Annotated in this window: 21 protein-coding genes; 11 read left to right on the forward strand and 10 right to left on the reverse strand. The window is 40.5% G+C overall.

Translation table 11 applies throughout. From position 1 onward, the window contains the following. Window positions 1-54 precede the first annotated feature (54 nt). The gene (locus CDOM16188_RS02745) at window positions 55-1,005 is read left to right on the forward strand and encodes a 3'(2'),5'-bisphosphate nucleotidase CysQ (protein ID WP_172198414.1); all 951 of its coding nucleotides are present in this window, start codon (window positions 55-57) and stop codon (window positions 1,003-1,005) included. A 126-nt stretch (window positions 1,006-1,131) separates the two neighbouring features. Here CDOM16188_RS02745 and tsaD read toward each other — a convergent pair whose 3' ends face one another. The 6 genes from tsaD to CDOM16188_RS02775 are packed head-to-tail and all read right to left on the reverse strand — an operon-like array spanning window position 1,132 to window position 6,937. Beyond that, the gene (tsaD, locus tag CDOM16188_RS02750) at window positions 1,132-2,139 is read right to left on the reverse strand and encodes a tRNA (adenosine(37)-N6)-threonylcarbamoyltransferase complex transferase subunit TsaD (protein ID WP_172198417.1); all 1,008 of its coding nucleotides are present in this window, start codon (window positions 2,137-2,139) and stop codon (window positions 1,132-1,134) included. 2 nt (window positions 2,140-2,141) lie between these two features. After that, on the reverse strand, window positions 2,142-3,383 hold the full coding sequence (locus CDOM16188_RS02755; protein WP_172198420.1) for a uracil-xanthine permease family protein: 1,242 nt from the start codon (window positions 3,381-3,383) through the stop codon (window positions 2,142-2,144). Then, window positions 3,384-4,520, reverse strand: coding sequence for a 1-deoxy-D-xylulose-5-phosphate reductoisomerase (gene dxr / locus CDOM16188_RS02760; protein WP_216656219.1), 1,137 nt, complete (start codon window positions 4,518-4,520; stop codon window positions 3,384-3,386). After that, a complete protein-coding gene (locus tag CDOM16188_RS02765) occupies window positions 4,502-5,233 on the reverse strand; it encodes a phosphatidate cytidylyltransferase (RefSeq protein ID WP_172198423.1) in 732 nt (243 codons plus the stop codon). The genes dxr and CDOM16188_RS02765 overlap by 19 nt, the downstream gene beginning before the upstream one ends. Before the next feature lie 41 nt (window positions 5,234-5,274). Continuing rightward, window positions 5,275-5,607 (reverse strand): hypothetical protein, encoded by a 333-nt coding sequence (locus CDOM16188_RS11180; RefSeq protein ID WP_216656220.1) that lies wholly within the window; start codon window positions 5,605-5,607, stop codon window positions 5,275-5,277. 10 nt (window positions 5,608-5,617) lie between these two features. Next, window positions 5,618-6,937 (reverse strand): NFACT RNA binding domain-containing protein, encoded by a 1,320-nt coding sequence (locus CDOM16188_RS02775; protein WP_172198426.1) that lies wholly within the window; start codon window positions 6,935-6,937, stop codon window positions 5,618-5,620. A gap of 124 nt (window positions 6,938-7,061) precedes the next feature. Here CDOM16188_RS02775 and leuC point away from each other — a divergent pair, with 124 nt between their 5' ends. The 4 genes from leuC (at window position 7,062) to CDOM16188_RS02795 (ending at window position 10,885) form a co-directional block, all read left to right on the forward strand. Further along, window positions 7,062-8,327 (forward strand): 3-isopropylmalate dehydratase large subunit, encoded by a 1,266-nt coding sequence (leuC, locus tag CDOM16188_RS02780; protein WP_172198428.1) that lies wholly within the window; start codon window positions 7,062-7,064, stop codon window positions 8,325-8,327. 410 nt (window positions 8,328-8,737) lie between these two features. Then, window positions 8,738-9,298 (forward strand): molybdenum cofactor guanylyltransferase, encoded by a 561-nt coding sequence (locus CDOM16188_RS02785; protein WP_172198431.1) that lies wholly within the window; start codon window positions 8,738-8,740, stop codon window positions 9,296-9,298. Continuing rightward, entirely contained in the window at window positions 9,295-10,296 is a 1,002-nt protein-coding gene (locus CDOM16188_RS02790) for a phospholipase A (RefSeq protein WP_172198434.1), read from the forward strand. Before CDOM16188_RS02785 ends, CDOM16188_RS02790 begins: the two co-directional genes overlap by 4 nt. A gap of 19 nt (window positions 10,297-10,315) precedes the next feature. Beyond that, window positions 10,316-10,885 (forward strand): YceI family protein, encoded by a 570-nt coding sequence (locus CDOM16188_RS02795; RefSeq protein WP_172198437.1) that lies wholly within the window; start codon window positions 10,316-10,318, stop codon window positions 10,883-10,885. A 147-nt stretch (window positions 10,886-11,032) separates the two neighbouring features. On the opposite strand, the gene CDOM16188_RS02800 is transcribed toward CDOM16188_RS02795, so the two are convergent. Both CDOM16188_RS02800 and CDOM16188_RS02805 read right to left on the reverse strand, forming a co-directional pair. Then, window positions 11,033-12,154 carry a glycerate kinase gene (locus CDOM16188_RS02800; protein ID WP_172198439.1) on the reverse strand — a complete coding sequence of 374 codons (1,122 nt, stop codon included), beginning with the start codon at window positions 12,152-12,154 and terminating at the stop codon, window positions 11,033-11,035. A 111-nt stretch (window positions 12,155-12,265) separates the two neighbouring features. Then, on the reverse strand, window positions 12,266-13,636 hold the full coding sequence (locus CDOM16188_RS02805; protein WP_172198442.1) for a GntP family permease: 1,371 nt from the start codon (window positions 13,634-13,636) through the stop codon (window positions 12,266-12,268). Between the two features lie 370 nt (window positions 13,637-14,006). Here CDOM16188_RS02805 and CDOM16188_RS02810 point away from each other — a divergent pair, with 370 nt between their 5' ends. From CDOM16188_RS02810 to hydF, 6 genes are read left to right on the forward strand one after another with little or no spacing between them, the layout of a single operon-like run. Continuing rightward, complete coding sequence (locus tag CDOM16188_RS02810) at window positions 14,007-15,359, forward strand: [Fe-Fe] hydrogenase large subunit C-terminal domain-containing protein (RefSeq protein WP_169976345.1); 1,353 nt, start codon at window positions 14,007-14,009, stop codon at window positions 15,357-15,359. 16 nt (window positions 15,360-15,375) lie between these two features. Further along, window positions 15,376-15,723 (forward strand): iron hydrogenase small subunit, encoded by a 348-nt coding sequence (locus CDOM16188_RS02815; RefSeq protein ID WP_169976347.1) that lies wholly within the window; start codon window positions 15,376-15,378, stop codon window positions 15,721-15,723. Then, a complete protein-coding gene (locus tag CDOM16188_RS02820) occupies window positions 15,716-16,393 on the forward strand; it encodes a cytochrome b/b6 domain-containing protein (RefSeq protein ID WP_169976350.1) in 678 nt (225 codons plus the stop codon). The genes CDOM16188_RS02815 and CDOM16188_RS02820 overlap by 8 nt, the downstream gene beginning before the upstream one ends. 9 nt (window positions 16,394-16,402) lie before the next feature. Next, entirely contained in the window at window positions 16,403-17,872 is a 1,470-nt protein-coding gene (hydG, locus tag CDOM16188_RS02825) for a [FeFe] hydrogenase H-cluster radical SAM maturase HydG (RefSeq protein WP_172198445.1), read from the forward strand. Continuing rightward, the gene (gene hydE, locus CDOM16188_RS02830) at window positions 17,860-18,912 is read left to right on the forward strand and encodes a [FeFe] hydrogenase H-cluster radical SAM maturase HydE (protein ID WP_172198448.1); all 1,053 of its coding nucleotides are present in this window, start codon (window positions 17,860-17,862) and stop codon (window positions 18,910-18,912) included. Before hydG ends, hydE begins: the two co-directional genes overlap by 13 nt. Then, window positions 18,909-20,096 carry a [FeFe] hydrogenase H-cluster maturation GTPase HydF gene (gene hydF / locus CDOM16188_RS02835; RefSeq protein WP_172198451.1) on the forward strand — a complete coding sequence of 396 codons (1,188 nt, stop codon included), beginning with the start codon at window positions 18,909-18,911 and terminating at the stop codon, window positions 20,094-20,096. The genes hydE and hydF overlap by 4 nt, the downstream gene beginning before the upstream one ends. On the opposite strand, the gene CDOM16188_RS02840 is transcribed toward hydF, so the two are convergent. After that, window positions 20,093-21,364 (reverse strand): DUF2254 domain-containing protein, encoded by a 1,272-nt coding sequence (locus CDOM16188_RS02840; RefSeq protein WP_172198454.1) that lies wholly within the window; start codon window positions 21,362-21,364, stop codon window positions 20,093-20,095. The genes hydF and CDOM16188_RS02840 overlap by 4 nt on opposite strands. A 100-nt stretch (window positions 21,365-21,464) precedes the next feature. Then, window positions 21,465-23,405: a rhodanese-like domain-containing protein gene (locus CDOM16188_RS02845; RefSeq protein ID WP_367649333.1), complete on the reverse strand. Its 1,941-nt coding sequence runs from the start codon at window positions 23,403-23,405 to the stop codon at window positions 21,465-21,467. Between the last annotated feature and the right edge of the window lie 93 nt (window positions 23,406-23,498).

The raw sequence follows: 23,498 nt of genomic DNA on the forward strand, positions 1-23,498 counted from the left end.
AGTTTAAATTTTTAAGCTGATTGCCTTATGCTATATCTATAAATTTGGATTAAAATGAAAGACCTGAATTTTTTACTTGAACTAGCCAAAAGCGCCGCCTTTGAGGGCGGAAAAGAGATTTTAAAATTCTACAAAAGCGACTTAGATAAAGAGCTAAAACAAGCGCTAATGCAAAATATACCGATTGATAAAGATAATTTGCTCTTTAAGAAAAGCAAAATTTCAAACAGCCCAGAGCAAAACGACTCCAAAGAAAAAATAGGCTATGAAATTTACATAAAGCCCGATAAATCACCCGTTACTCAAGCCGATCTTGCCTCAAACGACAAAATTTTTGAAATTTTAAGCTCAAGTGGCCTACCGATTTGCTCGGAAGAGAAAATTTTAGATGAAAATACAAATGAATTTTGGCTTATAGACCCGCTTGACGGCACAAATGATTTTATTAGCGGGATAGGTGAATTTTGCGTCTGCATAGCCCTTATCAAGGATTTTAGACCGATTTTAGGCGTGATTTATATACCGATATCAAACGAGCTTTTTTATGCGATCAAGAATCAAGGATCGCACTACGAAAAACTGCCAAATTTCAGCTCTTATCAAAATCAAAACGCACAATTTTCAAAAGAAAATTTAAAAAACATATCAAATAAAGCTGGTAAAAGCTTAATAACTATTAGTAGGTATAGCAAAAATAAAATCCCGAATTTACTAGCCCAAAGCCTAAATTTAGAGCCCTTTAGACTAAGTTCCGCTATCAAATTTTGTAAAATAGCCGAGGGCACGGCTGAAATTTACGTTAGATTTAGTCCAAGCTGTATCTGGGATAACGCTGCAGGTGAAATTATAGCTAGTGAAGCGGGTGCCGTAATGATAGATCTAAAAACTAAAAATTCGCCGCTTTATACCGTGCAAAATCTAAAAAGCAACGAATTTATCGTGATTTCAGACAAATTCCTAGATAAAAAAGATGAAATTTTAGAATTTATAAACAGTAGCAAATAGAAAGCAAATTTAAATTTCATAGCGCTTTTAACGCCTTTATATTGTCTTTGCTACTCGCGCGCAAAGTTACTTAGTTTTTAGATTAGCGCAGACTTTAAGTCAATAAAAAAGCACAAGAACTGAAATTCAAGCCTCACCAAATTTAACACGCGGATTTATCTTTAGCTCATCAAATTTTACAAACTCTTTTTTAAGGTATTTCTCGCGCCCTGCTCTAGCTATCATGGCCGCATTGTCAGAACAAAATTTAAGCGGTGCAAGCAAAAGCTGGCAATCAAATTTAGAGCATAAATTCTCAATTCGCGAGCGTAAATTTAAATTCGCGCTTGCTCCACCCACTACGCCAAAACGCCTGAATTTTCGCTCGTTAAATACTTTCTCAAGCTTGTTTAAAATATGCTCGCAGGCTGCATTTTCAAAAGCGTAGCAGATGTCGCTGATATCTTGCTCGATTAAATTTCCGCTTTCTTTTAGCTTTTCTATCTCGACCCTGACCTGATTTTTAAGCCCTGAAAAGCTATAAGCAATGCGAGGATCAAACAAAAGAGGAACCGTGAATTTAAACCTGTCTTTTTGCACACATCGCTGCGCTGAACTTTGGACTTCAACCCCGCCCGGATAGCCAAGATCAAGCATCTTAGCAACCTTATCAAAGCTCTCGCCGAAGCTATCGTCCATCGTGGAAGCAAGTAGCTTGATATCTCTCTTTTCATCGATGTCAAGTATCATCGTATGACCGCCGCTAACGAGCATCACACCAAGCGGAAAGCGCGCCTCTTCTTCTAAAAAAAGCGAATAAATATGCCCTATGAGATGATTTACTGCGATTAACGGCACGTTTAGCGAGATACTAAGCGCCTTTGCCATACTCACTCCGCCCACCAAGCTTACGGTAAGTCCAGGCTCGTTTGTAACGGCAATTGCCTTGATATCCTTAAAATTTGGCTTTATCTCTTCAAGCAGCTTTGGCAAAGCAGCAGTGTGAAGCCTTGCGGCAAGCTCGGGCACCACTCCGCCAAATTTGGAGTGCTCTTCGTCTTGAGATATCTTTTTATGATGTATGAGCTTTAAATTTTTGATATCAAAAAGCGCGATAGAGCTGTCATCACAGCTACTTTCTATCCCTAAAATCACCTCTAAAAGCCCTCGTAATGCTTGGTTTTTGGTAGTAGTAAATTTAGCACGATGCCAACTAGCGCGCCAAGACCCACACCCGAAAAGCTAACCACGCCAAAGTCAAGCACCATGCCGCCTATCGCACAAACAAAGATAAGCGCTACGATGATCATATTTCTTGGCTCGGCAAGATCAACTTCGTGCTTTATAAGCGTTTCTATACCGACAGAAGCGATAATACCAAATAAAAGCAGCATGATACCGCCCACAACAGGAGTCGGAATCGTAGCAAGCACGGCTCCAAGCTTACCGATAAATGCAAGCAAAATCGCCGTAATCGCAGCAAAAGTCATGATCGCGGGATTATACGCCTTAGTGATACTTACCGCACCCGTAACCTCGGAGTAAGTCGTATTTGGCGGACCGCCGAAAAGCGAAGCCGCAGAAGTGGCAAGCCCGTCTCCTAAAAGGGTGTTTTTAAGTCCCGGATTTTTTAAGAAATTCTCTTTAGTAACGTTACTGATAGCTAGCATATCGCCGATGTGCTCGATAGCAGGCGCGATAGCGATAGGCACCATATAGATGATAGCGTCAAAGTTAAAGCTAGGCGAAGTAAAATTTGGCACCGCAAACCAACTCGCCTTTGCAATCGGTGCAAAATCCACAATGCCTGCAAAATAAGAAGCCGCATAACCAACAACTATACCGCAAAGAATCGGTATAAGTCGCATCATCCCCTTGCCAAACATCATAACCAAAATCGTAGCAAGCAAAGACAAAAAGGCTATGCTCATCGCCGTGTTTTGGCTGTAAAGAGCCTCGTTTCCTTTACCCATCGCCATATTTACCGCAGCGGGAGCCAAAATAAGTCCGATAGTAACTATCACAGGCCCAACAACCACAGGCGGAAGTAATTTGTGCAAAAAGCCCTCGCCTCGGTAGCGAACGATAAAGCTAAGCACCACATAAAAAATTCCCGCAGCAAAAAGTCCGCCCATCGTAGCAGAGAGTCCCCACTTCTCGATACTAAAAGTTATAGGAGCTATGAAGGCAAAGCTGCTTGCCAAAAATATCGGCGGAACGTTTTTGCGAGTAACAACCTGAAACAAAAGAGTTCCGATACCAGCCGTAAATAGCGCCACGCTCGTATCAAGCCCCGTCAAAATCGGCACTAAAACCAGCGCACCAAACGCCACGAATAAAAACTGAACGCCTATAAGGCTATCTTTTAACCTAAATTTATACCCTTCGTATTTTTGCATTCACACCCTTTCTTTTATCTCTTTGCTAGCCCAAATTCTTACTTCTTTATCTATCTCAAAAAGCTCGTTAAGGCTCGTAATCTTAGTATTTCTAAACTCCTTAACGCTTTTTAAAACCACTCTTGAAATTTCTAAAAATTCACACTCGTTTTTTAGAAATTTAAACACTCCGATCTCATTTGCCGCATTTACGATAACTCCTAAATCAGGATTTGCCAAAAGCTCGTCTTTAAGCGAAAAAATCGAATATTTGTTTAAATTTATCTTATGGAATTTGATGTTTTTAAGCGCGAGCAGATCTAAATTCGCAGTTATGTTTTGAGTGAATTTTTTATTTTTTTGATCTGAGTTTGACGCGTTTAAATCACCCAAAACAGCATGCGCAATCGCTAAACTCATATCGGTTCTTGAAAGATGAGCCGTAGTTGAGCCGTCTTTAAAGGCTACAAGCGCATGAATCATCGACGTAGGCTCTATTAGGGCATTTATCCTATCTGTGCCAAAGAGCCAAAACGCTTCTAAAACCTCAAAAAGCTTGTTTGCCATAGTCGCGCTATCTATGGTTATCTTAGCGCCCATATCCCAGTTTGGATGTTTTAGAGCATCTTTTGCCGTTACGTTTTTTAGCGCTTTGATAGGAGTTTTGTAAAAAGCTCCGCCGCTTGCGGTTATGATGAGGCTATCTACGGGCGTTTTGTTTTCAAGTAGAAATTTCAGTCCAAAATGCTCGCTATCTATCGGATTTATCTCTTTTGCATTTAGAAATTTACCGCCCACTACAAGGCTTTCTTTATTGGCTAATGCTAGCTTTTTGCCTAAATTTTGGATTTTAACACTTGGAGCAAGCCCCGCAAAACCCACAAGAGAGTTTATCACAAGCTTAGACTTACAAGCTTCAAGCATATCTAAAATACCCTGCTCTCCTGTAAAAACCTGCTTATGCTTAACGAATTTAGCCAAATTTTCGTCATTTATGCAGACAAATTTGGGATTAAATTTTAAAATTTGCTCGTTTAAAAGCTCGTAGTTTGAGTTGCAGCTAATAGCCTCAATGCCGATATTAAATTTATGAGCTAAATTTAAGCTGGTTTTGCCTATGGAGCCGGTTGAGCCTAGAACTACCACGAAAGCATCCAAAGCATCGCAACTACGCCAAACAGATACCCGTCTATCCTATCAAGCATGCCTCCGTGACCAGGAAACAGATCGCCGCTATCTTTAACTCCCGCTTTGCGCTTTAAATAGCTCTCAAACAGATCGCCCCAAACGCCAAAAGCGCCTACAAAGAAACTCGTAAGCAAGCTATGAAAAAAGGCTTCGGTTATTATGTAGCCAAACACGCTTCCGGCAACGCTTGCAGCGCATATGCCGCCGATTACTCCTTGCCAGGTTTTATTAGGCGAAGTCGGGCTAAAGGAGTGCTTGCCAAAGCGCTTTCCGATGAAATATGCCCCGCTATCGCAAGCTATAACTATAAATATCATCCACGCAAGATATCCTATACCGTATGTATCATAAAGCATCCAGATAAGAAATATCGGAGTCATCGGGTATAAAAACGGCAAGACGGATTTTAAATTTTCGCTTTTAAAATGAACAAGCACACTTAAAACGATCAATACCGCCAAAAGGGCTATAAAAACAGGATTTGAAAAAGGTGTTAGCAGATAAAAAATCATAGCGATAAGCACTAATGACTTCTCGTGAATTCCGTATAATCTCTCGCTTTCTATGAACGAGATAAATAAAACAGCGCCCAAAACAGCGAAATTTAGCAGATGGCTATCGATAAGAAATACGATCAAAATAGCCAAAAACATTATAACGCCGGTAATTACTCGTGTTTTCATAAAATTTCCTTTTTGATTTGGAAATATTATAAAAATTTTGCTTAGATTTTAATATCTAAAATTTTATCTTGGCTAATTATCTCGCTCTCATCGTCATCTTGCGCCACACCACCTTCACCGTTTGGCTCCTCTTCACCCTCAAAAACACTCTCACGCTGATCGCTTTGGGACTTTTCGTGTTGATGCTGAGGATCGATTTTATAAGTCTCTTCGGTAGGTCTTACTTGCACGACCTCTTTGTCTTCGTCTTCTTTAAGAGTCATGGCGGCTAGACTTTGCAGGTCAAATCTATTTTGCATATCTGCTTGCTTATTTGCAACGACATTCATATTTTGATTTATATAAATCGTATTTCCAAGCGGCGTTACGGGCATCTTATCCCCCTTACTCCTTTTGTATTATTATCGTCTTATAATCCGTATAATTTACATGCGCTCCGTCATTTACTCTGACATTTGCGCGCTTTGTGTAATGAACCTCATATCTGCCCGCACCCTTTACGCTAAATTCCACGCAAAGTTTGGCGGCAAACCTAAGCACATCTTCGCTGGGCGAATTCTTAGACGTTTTAATAATAACATGAGATGATGCAATATCTTTTAAATGCATCCAAATATCGTCTTTTTTTGCGTTTTTGAGCAAATTTACGTTACCTTTTTCGTTTCTGCCGACTAAAATTTTATAATCGTTTATATAAAAAATATCGATATTGTCGCTTATCTGCTCTTTTTGCTTTATATTTTTAGCTCGTTTAGGGTATAAAATTTCAAGCTCGCTTGTGCTCTTTGCGTTTTTGATCAAATTTAGCAAATTTAGATAAAACTCTTTTTTTTCATTCAAATTTGCTCTTTCGTTTATGACGCCGATTGCTTTTTGCTTGAGTCTTTTTGCTTTAGCAAAAAATAAATTTGCACTATTTTTAGGGCTATCCTCAAGCTTTAAATTTAAAATTTCGCCATTAAAACCGTTTAGTTTTATATCTCGTTCAAATTCTTTCAAGCTATGCAAATTTGCAAGCAAAACGGTTGCGTTTGCGCTTAAAATTTCACTTTGTCTGCTTAGCTCGTCCTCTTTCTCAAGAGAGTTTAAATTCTCCTCAAGCGAGTGTAATTTTTTTAAAATTTGATTTGTTTTTACCTCTTTTAAGTCGCTTAAATTTTTCTCATTCAGCTTTAAAAATTCCTCTTTAAAAAACTTCTTAAAATCCGAAATTTCACCGACTGGCTTTTCTTTTATCTCTATGGGCTCAAGCTGGATTAATTTTTTAGACGGTTTAATCCTTCTAAAACTATTTTCGATATGCCTTAAAGCTTCGATTATCACATCGTTCTCATCGGTTATAACGGCGTTTGTAAATCTGCCTGTAAATTCAAGATAGAGGTTGCTTTTGCTGCTTTTATAAGAACCCTCCTGAACACAGCAAAATTTTAAAATTCTATTGCCGTTAAGAACCTCGGCGCTTAAAATTTTAGAGTTGTTAAACCGCTTTTTTAACGCCACGTCAAAAGGAGCTTTATACTCCTTAATCGCTATAAATTCATCGTTCGTGTAGATAGACGAAGCTGATTTTGAAAGATCAAAAAACAGCTCAAATTTACCATCAAAGCAAATCAAGATCACCATATCTTGGACGCGTTTAACGGATGTGATTTTTCTAAATTCGGATAAAAACTTTTGTATCTGCTTTAAAACTGCGTATTTCATGAGGCTTATTATATGAAAAATTAACAAATTTTTGATAAAATCAGGTAAATTTATGCGCTCTTGCAACTCGCAATCAGGTCTATTTGACTAGGCAAAGAGACTAAATTCAAAAAGGAAATTTAACATGAAACAGACAATAACCGAAAAGATATTCTCAAGCCACGTAGGACGCGAAGTTTTTGCAAACGAGATAATAGAGTGCGATATAGACATGGTAATCGGCAACGACATCACGACTCCGATTTCTATAAAGCAGTTTGAGCGAAGCGGTGCGACAAAACTTGCAAATCCTGACGGATTTTCAATCGTCATGGATCACTACATCCCCGCTAAAGACATCCTAAGCGCAAATCAAGCAAAAATTTCACGCGACTTTGCCTACAAGCACGATTTAAAGCACTATTTTGACGAAAAAGACATGGGTATCGAGCATGCGCTTTTGCCCGAAAAAGGGCTTGTAGTCCCGGGAGACGTTATAATAGGCGCCGATTCTCATACCTGTACCCACGGCGCGCTTGGAGCATTCTCAACCGGCATGGGCTCAACCGATCTTGCGTATGCGATGATAACGGGCAAAAACTGGTTCAAGGTACCGCCTACGATCAAAGTTATATTTAAAGGCAAGCTTGGCGAGCATGTTTACGGTAAGGACTTGATCTTAGAGATCATAAGGCAAATCGGAGTTGACGGTGCTCTTTATAAAGCGCTTGAATTTAGCGGAGAGACGATAGAAGTGCTTGACATGGACTCAAGATTTTCTATGTGTAATATGGCGATAGAAGCGGGTGGAAAAAGCGGAATCATCACGGTAGATGATATAACAAAAGAATTTTTAAAAGATAAAAATTTACGCTGCGAACCGAAATTTTTCTACTCCGACGAGGGCGCAAAGTATGAGCAAATTTTAGAAATAGACGTTACGAATTTAGATCCCGTCATAGCCTATCCGTTTTTACCAAGCAACGGAAAGAGCGTAAGAGAGGCGGTCAAAGACGATCTGGCGGTAGATCAGGTATTTATCGGATCTTGCACGAACGGGCGCTTAAGCGATCTTAGAATCGCCGCAAAACTTCTAAAAGGAAGAAAAGTTGCTCGCAAAACTCGCCTTATCATAACTCCTGCAACGCAAAAAATCGCCCTTGCCGCGCAAAAAGAGGGGCTCATGGATATATTTGTGGAAGCGGGCGCAGTAGTGAGTAACCCGACTTGTGGAGCCTGTCTTGGCGGATATATGGGAATTTTAGGCGCGGGCGAAAGGTGTGTAGCAACTACGAACAGAAATTTCGTAGGACGAATGGGCGATAGAACAAGCGAAATTTACCTTGCCAACTCAGCTGTTGCCGTAGCAAGCGCAATAGCGGGCAAGATAGCCGACCCTAGGGATTTGTAAATTTTAGATTTATTTTCTCATGGCGGCGATTTGGCCGCAAAATGGAGTAAATTTTAAGATTTGGCAAACACGAGCAAACCGGGGCATGTTTTAAAGCTTTTGCGATAAAGATAATTATCAAGCTTGCAAAGGCTATCGCCACTAAAGCCGCTATAACCTAGCCGGTTATGCATGCCGTTCCAAAAAGGGTTACGCCAAGAAAAACGGCTTAAATTTAATAAATATTTGTGCTTTTACGATTAAATTTGGCACAAAAACGCCTATAAGTTAGATATTTAATAAGATTTAACTTATAAAACGGCACAATAATCGACTAAATTTAAGATAGTTTTTAAAATTTTAGACGACAAAGCGTTGAAAACTTCCTTAAATGCACTTTACAAAGAGCAAAAAGGACTCAAAGGAAAATAATGAAAAATTGCGTTATCTTGGCAGGAGGCAAAAGCTCGCGCATGGGGCAGGACAAAACTCTCATGCCGTTTGGAAATTTTGCCACGCTTACGCACTTTCAAGTGGATAAATTTAGCCAAATGTTTGATAACGTATTTGTAAGCTCGAAATTTGAGAAATTTGATCCGCCGTTAAAACTCATCAAAGACAAAGTTACGGACGATTTTTCACCGATGTTGGCGTTAGCAAGCATTTTGTCAAATTTCAAAGACGAAAGCGTTTTTATAATCCCTGCGGATATGCCCTTCGTTACCGCAAAAACGATAGAAGAGCTTTTTAAATTTACGAAAGAATTTGATATAGTTATCCCGCAAGATGACAATCACACACACTCGCTGTGCGGATTTTTTAACTCAAATTTGGCAGATAAAGCAAAAGAATTTTATGAAAAAGGCGAGCACAAGATCGGGCTTTTACACTCGGTCTGCAAATGCAAAAAAGTAAAATTTGAAGACGAAAAAGAGTTTTTTAATATAAACTATTTTAGCGACTACGAGGAAGCTAGAAAGGTGAAATTATGAGAAAAATTTTAATCATAGCGCTTATGTCCGCAAGCTTGTTTGCTCAAAGTGCACAAGAACTTTACGACATGGCTCAGGAATTTGAAAGCAAGGGCGACACCGCAAATGCGATGAAATTTTACAAACTCTCAGCCGAGCGTTCGTTTATCAAGGCTAACGGCGAACAGCTTGAAAAAAGCATCATAGCGCCGTCTCAAACGATCGCGGACGCTTTAACAGAAGAAAGAAAGATTGCGGCAACCAACGAGCCTCTTAAAATATACGAGAGCGAAGCGCCTTATGACATAGATGAAATTTTAGGCATCAAAATGCACCATCTTAACTACCTTTTGCCTGCGACTACGGCGTTTAAGGATATAGAAGGCAGGAAGAAATTTGAGACAAATTTCCAGCTTAGTATCCAAAAGCCGCTCTTTCATGATGTTTTTGATATGAACGAAACTATCTCATTTGGCTACTCGCAAAGCTCGTGGTGGCAGACGGCAAAGAGTTCAACGCCGTTTAGAGAGACCAACTACCGACCTGAAATTTTCGTAACGTTTCCTACGAAATTTGAAGTTTTACCTCAGCTTGACTACATAAGGGCGGGGCTTTTACACGAGAGTAACGGACAAGGCGGTGAAAAATCACGCTCGTGGAATAGAATTTACGCAAGCGCCAAATTTTACGCAGGTAAATTTATAATCATACCGCGAGGCTGGGTGAGACTGCCCGACCCTGACGGCAAAGACGATAATCCCGGCATAACAAAATATATAGGCGTGGCGGATGTAAATATAGCGTTTCCTTACCGCGGGCACATACTAACTCTTATGCTTCGCAACAACCTTCGTCTTGATAGCACAAACAAAGGTGCTGCCGAAGCAGGATGGTTATTTCCGTTTGGAAACAGCGGAGTTTATGGATACGTGAAATACTTCAGCGGATACGGCGAGAGCTTGATTGATTACAACAGACACACAAATAAAATCGGAATCGGATTTGCATTACTAAAATGATAGAAATTAAGGAGAAGAAATGGGAAAAATAATAAAATTTTTGTTGCCTTTTGCCGTTTTGGCAGGGCTTTTAAATGCGGCGGATTATGAAATAGACACTGCTCATAGTAATATAGGATTTTCGGCAAAACACCTTAAGATAACAAAAGTTCACGGAAATTTCACAACATACCAAAGCAAAATTAGTTACGACAAATTTACAAACCGCTTAACCAAGCTTGAAGCAGATATCGAAGCAAAGTCTGTAAATACGCAAAATCAAAAGCGCGACGCACATCTTGTAGAGGAGGTTTTCTTTTATGCGGAGAAATTCCCCAAGATAAAATTTAAAATGATAAGATTTGAGAAGAAAAACGAAACCAAGGGCAAAATTTACGGTAATATCACCATAAGAGATATCACAAAGCCTATAGAGCTTGACTTTGAATACGGCGGCGAAAACAAAGATAGGCATGGCGTAGAAAAAATCGGCCTTAACATAGAAGGTAGCTTACTTAGAAGCGATTTCAATATAGGCGAAAAGTACCCCGACTCGCTCATATCAAACAAAATAGAGATAAAAATCGACATAGAGGCTATGCTTAAATAGCCTGTTGTCGCTTATAATGATGGGGTTAGATGCTAGCCCTTTTTGATATTGGCTAAATTTAAACCATAACGAAAAATTTCAGATTTAATTTTTAAAGCGTCTAACAAATAAAATTTATATCAAATATCAATTTTATAGGCTTTAATTTTAAAGCCTATAAAGCCTCATAACCTGCTCGCTAACTCGTGTTATGTTTTTCGTTGCGGTTTCTTTATCCATAGCCTCTTCAAGACTTAAGGGCGCATTTAATATACTAAAAAACGCATCAATGCCGCTTTCGTTGCAGTTTGCCGCACAGTCCATCACGCATCCTGCAAGTGCTACTACGGGCTTGTTGTATTTTTTCGCTATCTTTGCAACTCCTGTAGGTGTCTTGCCCATTGAACTTTGAAAATCAAGCCTACCCTCGCCTGTTATAACCAAATCAGCCTTTCTAATCTCATCTTCAAGGCGAATTTCTTCCGTTATGATGTCAATTCCCGGCTTTAATTTGGCATTTAAGTAGCTTACGAACCCAAACCCAAGTCCGCCTGCCGCTCCAGCACCTTTAAAATTCCAAAATTCGCTTGAAAAATGCTCGCTCGTAGCGCTTGCAAAGCTGATAAGTCCCGCGTCAAGCTCTTTCACCATCTTCTCATCAGCCCCCTTCTGAGGTCCATAAACATAAGCCGCTCCGTTTTTACCAAATAAAGGATTGTCGACATCACAGGCTATTAGGAATTCACACTCCTTAAGCTCTGGCATAACGTTTTTTTCGGAAATTTTAGTTATCTTAATCAAATTTTCGCCTATGCCTTCAAGCAAATTTCCAAATTCGTCATAAAATTCATATCCAAGCGCGCTTAGCATGCCCGTACCTGCGTCATTTGTAGCGCTTCCGCCGATACCTATGATGAATTTTCTCGCACCCTTGTTTATCGCATGCACTATCATCTGACCAAAGCCGTAGGTGCTTGTTTTGTTAGGATTTCTGCGCTCTTTTTCTATGAGAGTTAGCCCGCTGGCGCTTGCCATCTCCAAAATTCCAAGCTCGCCTGCGATAGCGTATCTTGCGGGGATTTTTTCGCCAAGCGGATTTTGCACGATAGCTTCTATAAATTCGCCCCCAAGAGCATCGGCTAAAGCCTCCACGCTACCCTCGCCTCCGTCTGCTATGGGCTTAACGATAACCTCGTCGCAAAACGCTTTAATACCCTCTTTTACGGCATTGCCCGCCTCAAACGAGCTTAGCGAACCCTTAAAAGAATCAATAGCTACTAAAACTCTCATAAACTCTCCTTACATGATCTTTCACGGCTCGCATCGCCGCATATAAATTAAAATTTGGGCTAAATTTGACTCTAGTGCAAGTTCAAATTTAGCCGAGAAATCACTTGCTAATTATAGCAATATAAGCGAAGCTAACCAAACGGTCGCCATACCCACAACTCCCATAATAAGAGTTAAAGTAGTTTGGGTCTTATAGCCTTGTTCAGGCGTCATCTTACTGAAATTCGTAACAACCCAAAAATAGCTGTCGTTAGCGTGAGATACGGTCATGGCTCCCGCTGCGATAGCCATAACGGTAAGAGCGGCACCCATTTCCGTAGTAAGACCAAGGGCCGTCATCATTGATGTACTGTCGGTAAATAACCCCATAATTGCCGCCGTAGTAGTAAGCGCGACGGTCGAACTTCCTTGAGCCGTCTTGATGATAGCGGATATAAGAAACGGGAAGAATATTCCAACCGAACCTATAACATGAGCGTTCGCTTTCATAAATTCAACAAATCCCGCTGCGGTTATAACCTTGCCAAGCACGCCGCCGGCTGCGGTTATAAACAAAATCGGTCCTACTATCTTAAGCGTGTCGTTTGTCATTAGGTTAAATTCTTTAATCTTGCCCGTATTTACAAGTAAGATAACGGCAAACACAACGCCTACGCCAAGCGCTATAACAGGACTTCCTAAGAATAAAAAGAAATTTGCGATCGCACCTTTCATACCTGCGATTTTTACTATCGAGCCAAGAGCCATCAAAACTATAGGAGCTAAAATAGGAGCCAAGCTTAAAAATGCGCACGGAAGCTTGCCGTATTCTTTGATAAGCTCGTCATAGCTCTTGCCTACTTCGTTTAAATCCTCTTTGATGGTTATTTTACTGCCTATGTATTTAGAGTAAAGGTAAGCTGATATAAGCACGGGGATAGAAACCACGATACCAACCATAATCACAAGAAGCAAATTTCCGCCTATACCCACAAATCCGGCTGCGGCTATAGGTCCAGGAGTAGGAGGAATAAATACGTGAGAGGTGTAAAGACCGCCTGAAAGAGCTACCGCCATGCCCACAGGGCTTGCGCCGATCTTTTCTCTTATGGCTCTGCGAATCGGATCAAGTACGACAAAACCACTATCGCAAAACACGGGAATTCCTACTATCCAACCCATGATAAGCATAGCCATTTCAGGATGCTTTTCACCTACGCATTTTACGACCATATCGGCTAATTTTAAAGCAGCACCGGTCTTTTCAAGCGCCATGCCGATAAGCGCGCCAAAGATAATGACTATACCGATACTTTTAAATATCCCGCTAAATCCGTCGCCGATAATTCCAGGTATCTTAACCAGATCAATGCCCGCAACGATCGCAAGCACCAAGGATATAAGCATGATAGCCAAAAACGGATGCACTCCGACCTTTGATATAAGCCAAATCATCAAAATTATAGCTATAACAAAACACACGATTAACGCAACGCCGCTCATAAAAGCTCCTTTGAAATAAATTTGTCCAAAACATCTTACCAAAAGTTAGTTTTTAAAATCTTAAATGCTAGGCGGATTTATTTTATATTTATTATCAAAATATTTAAATTTATTATTTTACGGATTTGCCAAATTTTAGGCAAAATTTTAACCTTAAAAAGTAACTATTATATAGCTTTTATAGCCTAAATTTACGGCATTGGCAAGATTTTAGATACATTTTAGTGACAAATCTAATACTATAAATATCTTTTATCTTGCATATAAAAAACATTATCTACTTTTTTACTTTCTATTAATAATTGTTTATATACAATATGACGAAATTTGAATTAGTATTACTAAAATAAAAATTTTCTTAGGAGGTTTTATGCTGAGTGTTTATAAGATAAATACCTTCCCACCGTCTGCAAATTCAAGAGGCGGTGAGGCTGAATTTGAAGGCACTTATCGCAAAGGCGAACTTAGAGGTATCATAACGATAAATCAAGATAATTGCGTCGGATGCGACACCTGTCGCTCTTTCTGTCCGACGGATGCGATAGAAGGCTCGTTAGGCATCGCACACAGGATAGATCAAAATTTATGCGTAGCCTGTGGTCAGTGCCTCATCAACTGTCCGTTTGCCGTTATCGAGCAAATGAGCTTTGTCGATGAGGTTATGGCTAAACTTGAGGACAAAAAGACCTTTGTCGTAGCACACCCTTCTCCTGCCGTTCGTGTCTCTTTGGCTGAAGAATTTGGCGGAAAACCGGGCGAGCTAACGATAAATAAGATGTATAACGCTCTTGAGATGGCGGGCTTTAATATGTACGACGTAAATTTCGCCGCCGATCACACTATCCTTGAAGAAGGAACCGAGCTAATCAAAAAGATCAAATACTGGTTACTTGGCGAGAGAAGCGCTGATTTGGAGCACGTTTCGCACCATCCATTCCCGCACTTTACGAGCTGTTGTCCGGCTTGGGTTAGAAATGCTGAAATTTTCCATCCCGAGCTCATACCTCACATCTCAGGTGCAAAATCGCCTATCCAAATGGGCGGACCGCTTGCTAAAACATGGGCGGCTAAATTTGTCTGGAACAAAGACCCGCGCGATATCTACGTAGCGACCGTTACGCCATGTACTGCTAAAATTTATGAAGCAAGCAGACCTGAGTTTAACTCAGCTTATGAGTACTTAAAAGAAACAGGCGAAATACCTGCGGATACAAAGAGCTTCCCTGATATAGACGCAACTCTTACGGCTCGCGATATAGCTGAAATTTTCCGTAAAAAGGGCATAAATCCGCTTGAAATGAGCGATGAATATCCGGAAAAAACAATGAACGTATATACAGGCGCAGGAACGATATTCGGCAACAGCGGAGGCGTTATGGAGGCTGCACTTAGAACGGCTTATTTCTTACTATCGGGACAAGAGCTAAGAGATCCTGAACTAACCCCTGTAAGAGGGTATGATAAAGACTTAACCGAAGCGGTTATACCTATCCCTTTAAAAGACTACGGCGGCAAGACGCTCGAGCTTAAAGTAGCGGTAGTAAACGGCGCTTCAAGAAACCTCGGTACGATACTAAAACATATCACGAAAGATTCTAACAGATATCACTTTATCGAGGTTATGAACTGCCCTGGAGGCTGCGTAAACGGCGGCGGTCAGCCGGTTCATGCTATGGGAACGTCGTGGCTTCATCCATTGCTTCCTCTACCTCTAAAAGCATAAATTTAAAGGACAAAAGATGAAATTTCAATACATAGAAAAACCGGTAGGCAAAATCTTCTCAAGAAGAGATTTCTTAAAAGTGGGCGGAGTGATGACGGCTGTCGTTGCGATGACTGGATATGCCATCACAGACATCATCAAAAGACGCAAATCCTATATCGCAATGCGCCAAGAGGGCTTATATAAAGATGACAAGCGCTGTCAAAATTTAAAGCTTACAAGCTCTCATCAAAACCCAAGCTGTGCGAAATCCTACGAGGATCTAAAGACCGAACCGATGGGCGAGATAGCAGAAAAACTTCTGCATACCAATGCTTATTTCGATCGCAAAAATTTGATCCTACAAGGAGCTAACCATGCATGAAAAAAGAGTTTTAAAATTTCCTCTATCAGAAAAGGTCTTTCATAACGTAAACTTAATCACTTGGATAGCTCTTATCGTAACGGGTGTTTTGATCTACTTTCAGCTTGTAGATGAGCCTACTTCAGAGCTTATGATGGATTGGCATATCGGTATCGGCATAGTATTTACGATAAATTTCTTCGGATTTGTATTCTTAAATTTCGATCGTTTTGCTTTGATGATGAGAAATTTACTCATCTGGGATCGCGATACTTTCGCTTGGTTTAAGAACTTTGGCGGATATCCAAGAAGACTGTTTGGTATCAAATTCGGTCCTGAAGAGGTAGCTCCTCAAGGCAGATTTAACGCGGGTCAAAAGGCTGCTTATCTTATATTTATGTTTATGATATTTGGACTCATCGTATCAGGCTGGTTGCTTTATGCATATCCTGCCGCAATGGGCAAAATTTTCGTTAAATGGATGTTTTACTTCCATGTTTGGGGATCGATACTAACAAGCTTACTTGCATTTTGCGTGCATATGCCGCTAGCGATTATAAACGTAGAGGATCTAAAGGCTATGTTTAGAATAGGCGCGGGCGACGTGCCGCTTGATGACGCTCATCACCACGCCCCAAAATGGGTAGAAAACGATCTTATGGCGGTTGATGCTGCAAAACCCGCTCATTAAAGGCGATTTATGTCGTGGACAGATGAACGATACGAACAAATTCTAAAATGGGTTAGCAAGCACGAATACGAAGATTTCATCAATGAAAACGAGATAGAAGAAATTCTATCTCAAACCAAAAACGCAAGCAAAGATGAAGTTAGAACCGTTATCAAAAAGGCTAAAGAAAACGCCATAAAAGGCACTATGCTAACTCCTTACGAAACGGCGGTACTTTTAAATAACTCTCACGATGAAATTTGGGATGAGATTTTTGAAGCCGCAACAGAGGTCAAAGAGGAAGTTTACGGCAACAGAATGGTGCTTTTCTCGCCTCTTTACATCTCAAGTCCGTGCGTAAATAACTGCAAATACTGCGGATTTGCAGCTTCAAACACCGCTACGAAAAAGAAAATTTTAAAAGACGACGAACTAAAAGGCGAGATAGAAAGCCTGCTTGACATGGGACAAAAGCGCCTTATAGCAGTTTACGGCGAGCATCCAAAGAGTGATTATAACTATATCGCAAAGACGGTAAGAGAAATTTACGGTGTTAGAAAAAACAACCTCAGCATTCGCAGGGTAAACATAAACGCCGCTCCTCTTTTTGAAGACGAGTATAAGGTAGTTAAGGCTGAAGGCATAGGCACTTTTCAGGTATTTCAAGAGACCTATCACAGAGAAACTTACGCCAAATACCACCCGCAAAATACGTTAAAAGGCATTTACGACTGGCGCGTTTTTGCGCTTCATAGAGCTCTTAAAGCAGGGCTTGATGATGTGGCTATAGGCGCACTTTTGGGACTTTATGACTATAAATTTGAGATTTTAGGCTTGCTTTATCATGCCATGAGTTTAGAAAAATACTTTGGCATAGGTCCGCATACTATATCTTTCCCTCGTATCAAAAAGACCTCAGCCGGTGCAAACGACATGCCTTATGCGCTAAGTGATGATGAGTTTTTAAGAGCTATTGCGATCATTCGCCTGATGTGTCCGTTTACAGGCACTATCCTAACGGCTAGAGAAGAGCCGTCCGTAAGAGATGAGGCTATAAGAAAGTGCGGGATTTCTCAAATGGACGCAGGCACAAACATAGGCATAGGCGGGTATTCTAAGAAAAATATCAAAGACGAGCTTGACAATCAGCAATTTAAAATCGGAGATCACCGCTGTATCGATGAATTCGTGCTAAACGTGATGAAAAAAGACAAAATTCCAAGCTTTTGCACATCCTGCTACCGCGAGGGTCGCACGGGTGATCACTTCATGCCTTATGCCAAAAACGCCAAGATCAAGTATCTTTGCTTGCCAAATGCGATCTTAACGCTTAAGGAGTATTTGCTAGACTACGGTTCAACCGAAGCAAGAGAGCTTGGCGAGAACGTGATCATTCCAAAGTATCTTAATGAGCTTGAGGAAAATTTACCTAGCGTTGCGCAAAAAGTTAGAAATTTGATAAGCGATATGGAAAAGGGCGCAAGAGATTGTCATCTATAAAATTTATAAACGAGCTTGAAGCAACCCATACCACTTCGCTTTACGGGCTTGAAAAGATCATTGCTGACAATGACAACTGCGAGTATCTTTTCGAGGCGGCAAACAGAGTTAGACAAAAATTTGTAAAACAAGAGGTACATCTAAAAGCTCTTATAGAGATCTCAAATATCTGCGCCAAAGAGTGCTTTTACTGCGGACTTAGAAGCAAAAACAAAAGCCTAAAACGCTACAAGATGAGCACAGATGAGGTAGTTTCTTGCGCCAAAGAAGCCGCCATAAGCGGATATAAAACCGTAGTCATGCAATCAGGTGAAAGCAGCGCCTTTAAAGATGATGAAATTTGCGAGATCATACGCGAGATAAAGAAATTTGGCGTGCAGATCACGCTTAGCTTTGGCGAAAAGAGCTTTGAGCAGTATAAAGCCTACAAAGAAGCGGGTGCTGATAGATACCTACTTCGCATAGAAACTACCAATCAAGCTCTTTATAAAGCTCTTCATCCTAACATGAGCCTAAAAAACCGCATTAAGTGTTTAGAAAATTTGCGAATTTTAGGCTACGAGACAGGAAGCGGCTTGCTTGTGGGCTTGCCGGGAAGTAGTGCTAAAATCCTGGCAAAAGACCTGATGTTTTTAAAGAAACACGACTTTGACATGATAGGCATAGGGCCTTTTATACCCGCCACAAACACGCCACTTGAGCACTCAAAAGCAGGCGAGATAAAGCTAGCCCTAAAAGCAAACGCTCTAACAAGACTGCTCTTACCTAAGATAAATATCCCTGCTACAACCGCTATCGAGACGCTTGATCCAAACGAAGGGCGTAAAATGGCTTTAAGAAGCGGTGCAAACGTCATCATGCCATCAATCACACAAGGCAGATATCACGATCTATACAGGCTCTATCCGAATAAATTTTGTCTAAAAGAAAGCGTGGCGGAAATTTATGATAGATTTGATGATATGCTTGCCTTGATAGGAGATAAAATTTCGCTTACAAACGGCAACAGCGTGCATTTTAACCAAAGGCAAGGGCTGTGAACACTCCAAAATCGATGCGCACAGCCATAGGGATTTTTGGTAGGCGAAATGTCGGCAAATCAAGCATTATGAACATGCTAAGCAATCAAAGCGCCTCTATAGTATCCGATGTGGCGGGAACTACGACCGACACAGTGCAAAAAAGTATCGAGATACACGGACTTGGCGCAGCTACGCTATTTGATACGGCTGGCGTTGACGATGTGGGCGAGCTTGGCAAGCAAAGAGTTTTAAAGACAAACGAGACAATAGAAAATATCGATATAGCCGTTTTGGTCGTGGAAAATAACGAATTTGGCAAATTTGAAAGTGAGCTTATTGCTAAATTTAAAAGCCTGAACAAGCCTTTTTTAGTGCTTGTAAATAAGTGCGACCTCAAAGAGTCAAAGGACAAGTTTTTAAATTTGATAAAGCCATTTAAATTTGTCAAAACTTCTGCCAAAACGAGTCTTAATTTAGAGCTAATTTATGAAAATTTAGCCGAAATTTCAAAGCAAATTTCAAAAGATACTGACGATCTTTTTAGCGGAATTTTAAATCCTGACGACATAGTCTTGCTTATAACGCCGATTGATGATGAAGCTCCTAAAGGCAGGCTCATACTGCCTCAAGTGCAAGCCATAAGGCAAATTTTAGACGGCAAAGCTTACGTTTGCGTCTCAAGCAGTCCGGACGTATCAAAAACCGCGCAGATGTTTAAGCCAAATTTGATAGTGTGCGACTCGCAGTGCGTCTTAGAAGTCGTAAAAACAGCTCCAAAAGAGGCAAAAATCACAACTTTTTCTATCTTGATGTCAAGACTAAAGGGCGATTTGAGCGAATTTATAAAAGGCTCTGAGAGAGCCAAAAGCCTAAAGGATAACGATAAAATTTTAATAGCCGAAGCCTGCACTCACAACGCAAAAGACGGCGACATAGCAAGGGTTAAGATCCCAAAAATGCTTAGCAAATTTAGCGGCAAAAAGCTTGAGTTTAGCTACACAAACGGCAAGGATTATCCTGCGAATTTAGACGAATTTGCGCTCATTATCCACTGCGGAGGCTGCATGATAAACAAAACCATGATGAAAAACCGCATGCAAAAAGCTTCACACGCCATAGTGCCTATAACAAACTACGGCATTATCATCTCGCTTTGCCAAGGCGTGCTTGATAGGGTTACTGAAATTTTTAAGACAGCTTAACCGAAAAATTCACTATACTTCTTGCTTAATCTTGCTTTGTCAAAATCACTTACAAGCACGCTTAAGCTTCTGTCAAGAGCCGTTTTGGCTTGATCTTTGGAAGCGAATTTTAAAATTTCATCCTTGCTGTTTTTGTATACGGCAAAAAGCGTCTTTTGAACCCTAAGCGCTACCTCTACGTTTGAAGCTCCGTCGCGAGCTATGGCATCTATGCTTTGAGTTATAAAGTCGCTTATATCAAGGTCTTTAACGCCTATTCGGTCATAAATATATGCTTTGTCCTTATCCTGCAAGACGCTCTCGTCAAGCAAAAGTCTGGCTATCAAATTTAGCACGCTAAATGCCGTTCCAGGGTCATTTACGGCAGGAGACAGGGCTCTTTGCGCAACTTCACTAAGCACGATAAGCCCAAATCTCGGATCTTGTTCAAAGCTTCTTTGAGTTTCTACAACAAAGCTTTCATAAATTTGAGCAAGCATGCTCTCTTTTTCTTTTGCGTTTAAGTCGGTATCTTCATCAAAATACAAAAATGCAAGTTCATCGCCCTTAAATATATAATCGCCCGATCTTACATCAATAAAAATTTTAAAGCCAAATTTTTTAGATAGATTATAAAGATAGTTTAAATTCATGTGAGTTAGATAACCCGTACCTTTGGAGTAAAGCGCCATATCGGGCTCTTTGTCGTTTGGACTCCAGCAAGCTCCCAAATTTGGGCTTAAGGCATGGTTCTTCATGGCTTTTGCGGTAGCCTTATAAATTTTATCAAGAGTATTTCCAAGCCTACCAAGATGCGAGAGCGTATGAACCCACTTTATAAGCGTATAGATAAGATACACAAGCACGGTAGCCGTACTTATAAATAGTATAAATCTGCCGTTTTGACCGTAGTATTCAAGTCCAAGGGCTATCTTAGCAATCACAGCATAGATAAATGCCGATATGAAGCTAGCTATCGTTATACGGGTATTGTCATCGGCCATTATTAGCTCGGTAGCTCTTGGAGTAGCGTTTGCAGAAGCGCTAGAAAAAGCAGAAACCATAATGGAAAGAGAAAAAGTAATAACCGCAAGCATACTTGAAGCTATGATATCAAGAAGTCCTTGTAATATATCTCGCTTAATATCGGGCAAAAGCTCGGGTGGAAGATAAAAAGTCCCTAAAAACGCCATAAAGGCAAATACTATAGCGATGACCGCGCCAAGAGCAGGCATAACCCAAAGAGTATTACTCGGCTTTTTTAGCCAGATGAAAATTTTATACCACAAATTTAATCCTTTGAGAGATTATACAATTTTAAGGGCGGGATTATGAAATTTAAAAAGGATAAAAAGAAAAATCCCCGCCAAAAGCCGGCGGGGATAAGTGTTACGCTATAAATGCGTAGATCATCATAAATAAGAACACCATACCGGTTACTAGCATCGCATATCCTGCGAGTTTAGCTAGGAAGCTGTATGATTTGAAGTTATCTTCTTTCTCGACTAATTTATCAAACATTCCGTTTTTCATCAAGCGGTCATACCACTTGCTTCTTTCTTGTCTCATCTCTTCGGCAGTTAAGCTTCCTGAGAAGATTACCGTATCCATAGGGAAGCGGTCCGCTCTAAAGTGAGTGTTAAAGAAGTGGATCGCAAAGATAAATCCTGTCGCTAGCAACGCCTCGTCTGAGTGTACTAGAGTCGAAAGATTTAGCGCCCAACCCGGTAAGAAATTTGAAAACCAAGTAGGGAACCACAACACAAGACCGGAAAATCCGATGATAAACATACCCCAGAACACCGCAAGGTAGTCGAATTTCTCCCAGTATGTCCAACGATCAAACTGAGGTCTTTCGCCTTTGCCCATAAACCATCTGAAGTGGTCTCTCATATCTCTTAAGTCTTGCATATTTGGCATCAAGCTGTTTACGCCAAAGACACCGCCTTCATATTTACCCCATTTAGCGATGATTTCAGCTATATGGCTAAAGAACACGGCAAACATGATAACCGCCGAAATATGGTGAATTTGAGTAGCCATGATAGGTCCGCCCATTAAATTCATCATATCTTGAGCCCAAGGAGCCGTATAGAATTTTTGCGGTAGACCTGAGAACGCAAGTCCAAGGAATGAAGCCGCCATAAAGAAGTGCTGCCACATGTGGAATGCGCTAAAGCGTCTAACTTTAACTCTATCGTGATGAGCCGCCTCTCTTGCTTTTTTCCAAGCGACCGGATTTTCAAGTCTAGTTTTAATAAGCTTAATTGACCACAACAATGTATGGAAGCCAAAGAAGCTAAATACGGCTATAACAAGTCCCGTCATAAATATATACGCCGTATATAAAAGAGGGAATTTCTCACCGTCGGTATGATCCGCGTGAGCTACAAAGCTAACGAAATTCTCGTTTGATCCAGGGTGACACTCGGCACATGTTTTGATACGATTTTCCGTCATAGCCAAAGTTGATCTTGGATCATCGATCTTAAATACGTTGTGTGTTCCGTGACAATCAAAGCACGCCGCAACCCTTGGTGCATCACCCGGCTTGTTAAGCAAGAGCGCTTTACCGTGGAAGGTATCGTGATAGTGCTTTTGTTGCTCTTCGTGACAAGAGCCGCATTTTTGCTCGCTAAGTTGCTTAAGATCAAGCGTCATCCTAGCTTGCGCTGTGTGGATACCGTGACAATCAGAGCAGTTAGGAAGCTCTTTGTTCGGATCTAAATTCTTATGAGACGCTTCATCGTGAACGCTTCCCATAAAATCTTTTTTCACATCTTTGTGACAGCTTGCACAGTTGTCGTTTACGAAATCTTTATCTTTAAAAAGCTCTTCGCGTTGCTCTTTTGAAGCAAATAGAATTTTTTCCGAGCTATGGCAATCTCTACAAGAAGGAATTTGACCAAACAGTCTTCCTCCGTGAACCATATCTTCAAAATCTTCTATCTTCTCTTCGGTTAGCTTTCTTTTTGATTTACCTACTTTTTCTATCTTATTTCCGGCTATTGACCATCCCTCTACGCCATCGGTTAAGATGTAGAGATTTTTATAGCCCAAATCTTTAGCAGCCTTTGCTGCAACGCTGCTGTCAAAGCTCATTCTATTGTCAGAGTAAAATACTAAATGAGCCTCTTTATCTTTTGGCAATAACGATGCATTCAACTCGTCCGCATTGTTTAAAATCGCTCCGGGAATATGTCCAAACAGACGACCCGCAGGCGAACTCATATCTATAAAATATGTATCTTTTTGACCTAGCATCTTCTCAGCTTGATTGATACTAAGCGATTTTGCCCCTTCAATACCAAAATTTAAAGGCGAATCCATACTAGCAAAAAGATTATGCGATATCGTTAAAGCAAAAAATATCATCAATCTTATACATAATCCATACATATTCTTTCCTCCATATATCCTAAT

Origin of the sequence: Campylobacter sp. RM16188 (assembly GCF_012978795.1) — a bacterium.
Classification (GTDB): Bacteria; Campylobacterota; Campylobacteria; order Campylobacterales; family Campylobacteraceae; genus Campylobacter_A; species Campylobacter_A canis.